We start from the raw sequence: 7,516 nt of genomic DNA on the forward strand, positions 1-7,516 counted from the left end.
CGGCCACCTTTTTTGGGGGTTGTGTTCGGCAGGCTCGTTCAGGGGTAGAGGCCGGCCCGGAAGGTGTAGGAGACGAGTTGCGCTCGGTCACGTGCGCCGACCTTTGTCATGGCCCGTACCGCATGTGTCTTCACGGTGAACGGTGACACGGACATCAGGGCCGCGATCTCGTCGTTGCCGAGTCCGCTTGCCACGTGAACGACCACATCCCGCTCTCTGGGGGTCAGGGCGTCGAAGCGTCGCAGCAGTTCCCGGTCGATCACCGGGGGCGGACTGTCGGTCATGTGGCCGATGAGGGCGGCCGTCGCGGCGGCGGACAGCGTACCGCCACCACCTATGACCTCGGTGATTCCGGCGACGAGTTCAGCGGGGCTTATGGTCTTGCTGAGGAATCCGTTGGCGCCCGCGCGCAGGGCGGCGAGAACGATGTCGTCCTGGTCGAAAGTGGTCAGCACGATCACTCGCGTCTTGTCGGGCGGGTGCTCCTCGCGGATCCGGCGGGTGGCTTCGACGCCGTCGATGCCGGGCATGCGGATGTCCATCAGGACCAGGTCGACGGGGTGGTCCCGGAGGAAGGGGACGACCTGAAGCCCGTCGGAGAGATCACCCGCGACAACGAGAGCCGGGTCGAGCCAAAGCATCGCCCGGATCCCGGCCCTGATGTCGTCCTGGTCGTCGACGATCAGAATCCGTGTCATCGGACGGCCGTTCCCAGGGGGCTGAACTTTGCATGGACCCGGAATCGCCCGTCGTGAGTGTCGATCATCAGCCGTCCGCTGGAGGACTCGACGCGTTCGCGCATCCCCACGAGTCCGAGTCCGCTGCCCGGGTCGGAGCCGCGGGGTGAATGACCGACGCGGTTCTCCACGGTGACGCAGATCCTGCCGTCGCGCTCGCGCACCTCCACCGTTGCCGTCCCCTCTCCATGCCGGTAGGCATTCGTGAGTGCTTCCTGCACGACCCGGTAGACCGTCACACCGACGCTGGGCTCCACGAAGCCGGCGGGGGGATCGATGGAGGCCCGGATGTCCAGGCCGACGCTTTCGAAGGAGGCGACGAGTCCTTTTAGACCGCTGAGCGCCGGGGTCGGGCGGAGCGCCTCGTCGCCACCGGCGTCGTCCCCGAGGCGGAGGAGCGCGAGGATGCGTTGCGTCTCGACGACGACGGTGCGGGCGCTGGACCGGGCCGATACGAGGGCCTGCCGGGAGGACTCGGCGTCGTCGGGCAGTCCGATTTCCGCGGCACCGAGGTGCAGGCTCAGCATCGCGATCTGGTGGCCGATGACGTCGTGGAGGTCCCGGGCGATGCGCAGCCGTTCTTCGGTCACTCGTCGGGTGGCTTCCATCTCGCGGGTGGCGATGGCGCTTTCGGCCCGTTCCTCCAGGGTCCACCAGTGGTCTCGGTGGATGCGGAGCGCGGCCCCTGTCGCACCTCCGGCCATGGCTGAGAAGAGGGCGGCGGCTCCCACGACCGCGCCGCCACGAAAGCCGCCCACCGTCATGAACGCTCCCAGGAAGAACGCCGCCACGATGCCGGTTGCGGCCAGCGGCTGCTTCCCCTTGAGGGTGGCCGAGAACAGGACGAGCACCGCCATCATCCACACCGACAGGGGGTCGTGGCCCACCGCTGTGACGGCGAAGGACGCCGCGCTCGTCACGACCAGTCCTGCCCACGGCTTCCACCACGAGAGGGCGACACCGCCGCCGGCGAGGAGCACGGAGAGGGCTGTCGGCCAGTCCGAGCCCCTCAGTATCACGGCCACGATCTGACCGGTGAACACCAGCGCGGCCACTGAAGAGGCGACTCGGTGCAGCACCTCGGGACGGCGGACCCACAGCGGTGCCGCGGGCCCGTCCTGACTGTTGTGCGCCTTGGCCATGAGCTGATTCTCGTTCACGTGTGCTGTGGCCGTGTACTTCGAACGATGTAGACGGCGAGGCTGCTTCGGTCGATGAAGACGGCAGAACTCAGTCCCTCGAAGTGGATGGCAGAACTACTTCGTTCGAAGTACACGGCCCCGCCCGAGGCCGCTGAGACTCCTCCTCGAGGCGACCGTCTCACACCGTCACGATCACAACGGGACACCCCATGACTCAGACCACCGTAACTCCGGCAGCTTCGACGACGGCCGCTACGACGCCCTCCGGGCTCCGATCGCTCCACCTGATCCGCGTCGTCTTCTCCCTGATCTGGGTGGCACTGGTCTTCACGACCTGCGCCTCGCTCGTCTCGACGGACAGGCCCACAGTGATCGCGGCCGTGCTGCTCATCGTCTACCCCCTGTGGGACGCCCTCGCCACGCTCATCGAGCGTCGCCGGGCCGGCACCGGCTGCACGGACCGCGTCCGTAGCATCAACATGGCTCTCGGTCTCGCCACCACCCTCGCAATGATCATCGCTGTCTTCTCCACCATCGGTGCGGCCCTTCTCGTGTTCGGCGTCTGGGCCCTGTTTTCTGGAGCGATCCAGCTTGTCGTAGCGGTCCGACGCCGGCGCACCGTCGGCGCCCAGTGGCCCATGGTCATCAGCGGCGGACAGTCCGTCCTCGCCGGTGCCACCATCGCTGCCATGTCCGCCTCGGCGACGAGCAGCCTGTCCACCCTCGCCGGATACTCAGCCTTCGGTGCCTTCTGGTTCCTTGTCTCTGTCATCGCCCTGAGCCTGCGCAGCCGACGCGAAAAGCGTTGACCACCGCCACGTCGCCGCCACCGCCTGTCCCGGAGGCGCGGCGCCTTCACCAGAAGTACGACCTCCTGGGGAGAGACATCACCACCGGCCTTCAGCTGAACAACGGAAGCACGAGGCTCGCCAGAGCCCACCCGGCAAAACCACCGCCGCAGTCGCGACCGCACTCTCAGCCAGTCGCATCCGCCACCGGCCGCCGGCTCGCCCAGTACATCCTCACCGGCGACCGGCCGCAGGTACTGCGGCCGTTCCGGTTCGACCGGTTGCGCGGAGAGGACCGCCTCACGGCGTCTCCGTGAGGCGGTCCGGCGTGGGGGCCGGGGCCGGGGTGAGCGCCCGGATGTCGCCTCCGGGTGGTGGCTGTTGGCGCGGTGGTCGTCGGCAACCCGGCCAACCCCACGTCGGTCCTGCACCTGGCCGCCGCGATCGCCGAACTGGCGCGTCCGGGGCGGACGTTGGTGGTGGACGAGGTGTTCCTGGACGCGGTGCCGGGCGAGCGCGTGGCGCTGGCCGGGCGCACGGACGTGCCCGGTCCGGTTGTCCTGCGCAGCCTGACGAAGACCTGGGGGCTGGCCGGTCTGAGGATCGGTTACGTCCTCGCCGCCCCGGAGACGATCGCGGACCTGGAGCGGGCCCAGCCCCTGTGGCCGGTCTCCACCCCGGCCCTCGCCGCGGCCGCGGCCTGCATGGAGCCGCGGGCCCTGGCCAAGGCCGCCCACGCGGCCCACCGCGTCACCGCCGGCCGGGCCCATCCTGTCGCCGGGCTGCGGGAGTTCGCCCCGGGCGGGCTGCGGGTGACCGGGCCCGCGGAGGGTTTCTTCGTCGTCGTACGGCTGCCCGGCTGCGGTCGTGCGACGGCATCTGCGCGGCCTCGGTTTCGCGGTGCGGCGCGGGGGCCCGTTCTGGGGGCTGGTTGAGTCGGCGAACTGAGCGCTTCAGCTTGCCAGGCGTCCCCACGCCCGAGTGCTTCAGTTCGCCGACTCAACCGCCCATCCGCCAAGTAGAGCGCCGAGCCACAACGAGCAGGTGCCGGGCTTGCCGTCCGGCGTGAAGTTCAGTAGTCGAGGTCGAGGTAGTCGATGTCGTTGAGGGTGACGTCGGAGAGCCCCAAAGCGCGGTTTCCGTTGTCCTGGAAGTAGATGTCTTTGAGTCCTTCGGCGATGATCTGGCGCATCTGCTGGTCGCCGGCCCCGGTGCGGCGGGCGTCGAACAGCCGCTGCGCATAGGCCGGGGGGAGATGGACGGTCAGGCGGCGAAAGCGTCCGTCGTCGGTCGTCCCGACAGGCGCGGTGTACCCGAAGCGGGCCCGTGTCTCGACGGTGATCCCGCCGGTGGTGGCGGCCTGCTTCTGCCGGCGTTTACGGACCTGGGGCTGCCACCGCTTGCGTACGGCGTCCTCGATCCTGGCGGCGATGTCGGGGCGGGCGTGTTTGCGGGCGCCGCGCCGGTAGCGGTTGACGGAGTCGGCGGTGACGCCGATCTCGCGGGCGACCGCTTTGGCGCTGCCCAGCTGCCGGATCAGGTAGCCGATCTGCCCTTTGAGGGTTTTGGGCGGCCGGCGGGTGAACCCTTCCCGGTCGGCACGCTCGATGGCGTCGTCGATCTCTCCGGCCACAGCGCCTACTCTCCTTCGTCCAGGACGGCGTCGCCGCCCTTGATGTGGCGGGCGGGGTTGTAGCCCTGCTCCATGAGGTCGACCGCCCACAGCATCGACTGCACGCCCTCCAGCTTCGCCAGCCCCGGCGTGGGCCCGAGACGGAACCCACCCGGCTGCGGCTTGCCGGACGCGGCATAGGGCAGGAAGTCCAGCGGCGAGTCGCCGGGGGAGGGGTAGACGACGCAGTCGGAGAGCACGGCCAGCGGATACAGGCCGGTCATCGCCGCCATGTTGCGCAGTTTGCGGTGCATGTTGATGCGCGCTTTGGAGATGACGGCGGCGCGGATGTCGGGGCGCCAGGTCGGCCGCTGAAGGGCCGGCCACCGCTCGCCCTCCTTGTACTTCCTGCCCTGCGGGTGTTCGCGGAGCTTGCCGATGCCGCCCTTCACCGTCGCCTTGATCGCCGCCAGCACCGCCGCCATCGCCGGGTCGGCGTCCTTGTGCCGCTCCATCGCCGCCAGGAACTCCACGTCCGTGAGCTCCCGGGTGACGCCGAGGTCGGCGAGGGTGTCGACGTAGGCAGCCTTGAGGCGGTCGTGCCACGGATCCAGGTACGCGCCGCTCTCCCGGCGCAGATACCCCTCCAACGGAGCGACGTTGTAGCCGAGTTCCTGCGCGTAGGCGACGGGTGTGGGTCTGGTACCAGGCAGGGCCGGTCGGCCGGGTGCCGTCCGGGGTGAACGGGCAGGGCAGCCGCGGGTCGACCTCGACGTGGGACAGATCGACCAGCCAGGAACCGGGGATCTTCGGGTTGAATACCGGGCTCGACGAAGTGATCGGGGGTGCTCAGGCCGACCACCACACGGGCCGCGGCGGCAAGGAACGCGGTGTTCAGGTCCAGGCCCACCGCGTACGGCAGCGTGCACTCCTCATCGCTCAGCAGGCTGACATCGCGCACCCACTGATACGCCTCCTCGTTCAGGAACCCGCCGCTCCAGCCGCTGTCGACGACCACGGGGTGTTCGGGGGTGGCCTCCGGCGGCGCCGGGTCCACCGGCTCCACCCCCAGCGAGCCGGGATTGTGGCCGGGCACCCAGTTCCCCGTCTGCGGGTCCTGCACCGCACGGGTGGGCGGCCGCAGCGCCGTCATCAGCTCCAGCCCGGACACGGCCGTCGACCGGTGCGGGGTGATGACCCGCTGGGCGTACACGCCCAGGACACGCGCGATGGCAGCCGGCTCCATCTCCGCCACCCCGGGCCACGACCGAGGGTCCAAAGCGTCCCAGGACAGGACCGCCAGCTGCACGCACTGCCGCTCACGCCCCTGAATTTTGCGGTAGATCCGTGCCCACGGCCCGAACCCGCGCTGGGTGAGCCGCCACTTCGCCCGCGCCACCTGCTGGACCACCGGATGATCCTCCGGCAGCCGAAGGGAGCGGCGCTGCTCATGCCCCTCCAGGCGCTCCGGAAGCCCGAGCTTCACGGCGGCCGCCGCGGTGAGCACGATCAGCGGGTCGCTGTCCTTGCCGTTGCGGTGCAGACGCGGCGCACCGAGCCCGGAGGCGCGCAGCGTCCACTCCACCAGCTCCACCACGGTGGCCGCCGGGCAGTCGAGCACGATCCCGTCGACGCCGTACGCACAGCCGTCACCGCCCAGCACCGCGAGCGGCCCGTGCGGGAACCGCGGATCGGCTGCAGACCTCGCAGAGGCCGGGCGCCGCGATGCCGCAGCGGGTCGGATGGCGGGATGCGTCGGCCCCGCACCTGGAACGTCGACAGGCTGCGGGGCGTCTGCCCTCGCCGCCTCGGACGCGGCCGGTTCAGCAGACGCCGCCGGTGCTGTCGCGACAGCCGAGACCGCCGGGGCTGCGCCGGGGGCGGGATACTTCGCCGCCCACCCGTTCAGCAGCCGCTGGTAGGCGTCCAGACGCGGCGACTTCGGCTCGCTGCGGCCGTTCTCCCAGTTCTTCACCGACTGGGTCGTGGTCTCCAGCGCGGCGGCAAGACGGGCCTGCGTGATACCGGCAGCCTCACGCAGCCGGGCCCGCTCCGCCGGAGGCGGAGGTGCGGCTCCTCGTTCAGCAGAGCGTCGACGGACGCGAAGAGCTCTTCCTCAGATGCCATTGCCTGCACCTTCACGTCAGGACCGGTATTGCTTAACCACAAACTTATCCCATTGGATATCCCCAAGGACCCATTTCAGCCCCAGCGCGTCCAGTGCGATCAAGTGGGTCCACCGTGCGCTTCGCGCGGTGCTTACGTTCGTCGGGGGAGGGGAGGAGTGATCTCCATGACCAGCGTGATGCAGAACTACGGCCTGCTGTGGACCGACCCCGGACGGCGCCCCGCAGGCGTCGGCCGGGCAGGTACGACAGATGGTTCGCGAAGCGTCGCCGCACCGAACTCAAGGCCGTGGGCTGTACCCGTGTCGAGATCGTGCCGGTCAGGCCGGGGGAGGTCCCCGAGCCGGTTTCCTGAGCAAAGCGGCACGAGGCAGAGCACACCAGCCGAATTCCGTTCAGCAGCGCCTGAAGGCCGCGTGCGGCGCGTTGACCAGCCACTGATCCGACCCTCAGTCGAACAGGCCGAGGTCCGTGAGCAGCTGGCGGCGTGTATCGGGCAGCGAGTCTTGTCGGCTGCGCATGTTGCTGCGTCACACGCCGAGGCGGACTTCGGCGCCGTCCTCGAGCTGCTCTCCGTGCCCCCGCGGGACGGCTCACGTAGCCCGTGCGGGTCTTGTACTGCGTAAGGGCCGCAACGCCGCGCTCGAAGGCGCTCAGAGGCGCCGTGGACGGTTTCGCCAGCATCTTCGGCTCCGGGGCGATCGGCGTGATGCCGAGCTGCTGCAAGCGTTCGCGCTGCCCGTCGTGAAGGGCCGGCCAGACCTCCGGCTTGCGCTGCTTGGCCAGCCATTTCCCGATGTCCATGCTGTGGACGGTGAGCCCGGGGCAGCACCTCGGTCTCACTGGCGGTGCCGGGACGTGGGGCTCTGTCAGTGGGGCCCTCTACGGTTCGGCCATGGGATATACGGCAGATGAACGTTTGGCGGCAGGTCCGGAAGAGAGCCGGTACTTGGAGGTGGTGTTCACACTGGGGGCGCAGGTGGGCACGCATGCCGAGGATCCGGCGAGAGCCGTGTACGTCGTCGAGGTGACGGAGGTAAGCCCGATCCGGGTGCCGAGCGGTCGGCTCGTCGTCGCCTCACCCTGGCCGGATGATTCCGACTGGGAGTTG

General features: G+C 69.6%; 6 protein-coding genes and 2 pseudogenes. 4 read left to right on the forward strand and 4 right to left on the reverse strand.

Annotated features, from left to right (window positions below):
- Nucleotides 1-38: 38 nt before the first annotated feature.
- Nucleotides 39-698 carry a response regulator transcription factor gene (locus tag AC2XR2_RS44320; protein WP_491513795.1) on the reverse strand — a complete coding sequence of 220 codons (660 nt, stop codon included), beginning with the start codon at nucleotides 696-698 and terminating at the stop codon, nucleotides 39-41.
- Nucleotides 695-1,879: a sensor histidine kinase gene (locus tag AC2XR2_RS44325; protein ID WP_491513794.1), complete on the reverse strand. Its 1,185-nt coding sequence runs from the start codon at nucleotides 1,877-1,879 to the stop codon at nucleotides 695-697. The genes AC2XR2_RS44320 and AC2XR2_RS44325 overlap by 4 nt, the downstream gene beginning before the upstream one ends.
- A 209-nt stretch (nucleotides 1,880-2,088) precedes the next feature.
- Here AC2XR2_RS44325 and AC2XR2_RS44330 point away from each other — a divergent pair, with 209 nt between their 5' ends.
- Nucleotides 2,089-2,688, forward strand: a complete 600-nt coding sequence (locus AC2XR2_RS44330; protein WP_491513793.1) for a DUF308 domain-containing protein — start codon at nucleotides 2,089-2,091, stop codon at nucleotides 2,686-2,688.
- 368 nt (nucleotides 2,689-3,056) lie between these two features.
- Nucleotides 3,057-3,603 (forward strand): annotated as a pseudogene (locus tag AC2XR2_RS44335) (aminotransferase class I/II-fold pyridoxal phosphate-dependent enzyme); the annotation flags it as partial.
- 136 nt (nucleotides 3,604-3,739) lie between these two features.
- On the opposite strand, the gene tpg reads toward AC2XR2_RS44335, so the two are convergent.
- Nucleotides 3,740-4,300, reverse strand: coding sequence for a telomere-protecting terminal protein Tpg (gene tpg, locus AC2XR2_RS44340; RefSeq protein WP_491513792.1), 561 nt, complete (start codon nucleotides 4,298-4,300; stop codon nucleotides 3,740-3,742).
- A gap of 5 nt (nucleotides 4,301-4,305) precedes the next feature.
- Nucleotides 4,306-6,406 (reverse strand): annotated as a pseudogene (tap, locus tag AC2XR2_RS44345) (telomere-associated protein Tap).
- Nucleotides 6,407-6,604: 198 nt separating this feature from the next.
- On the opposite strand from tap, the gene AC2XR2_RS44350 reads away from it, so the two are divergent.
- Together AC2XR2_RS44350 and AC2XR2_RS44355 are read left to right on the forward strand one after the other, a co-directional pair.
- Entirely contained in the window at nucleotides 6,605-6,760 is a 156-nt protein-coding gene (locus tag AC2XR2_RS44350) for a DUF8636 domain-containing protein (RefSeq protein ID WP_491518375.1), read from the forward strand.
- A gap of 540 nt (nucleotides 6,761-7,300) precedes the next feature.
- The coding region (locus tag AC2XR2_RS44355; RefSeq protein ID WP_491518376.1) for a hypothetical protein at nucleotides 7,301-7,516 on the forward strand (216 nt) is incomplete at its 3' end.

The sequence above is a fragment of the Streptomyces sp. LS-MS-L19 genome (assembly GCF_058382285.1).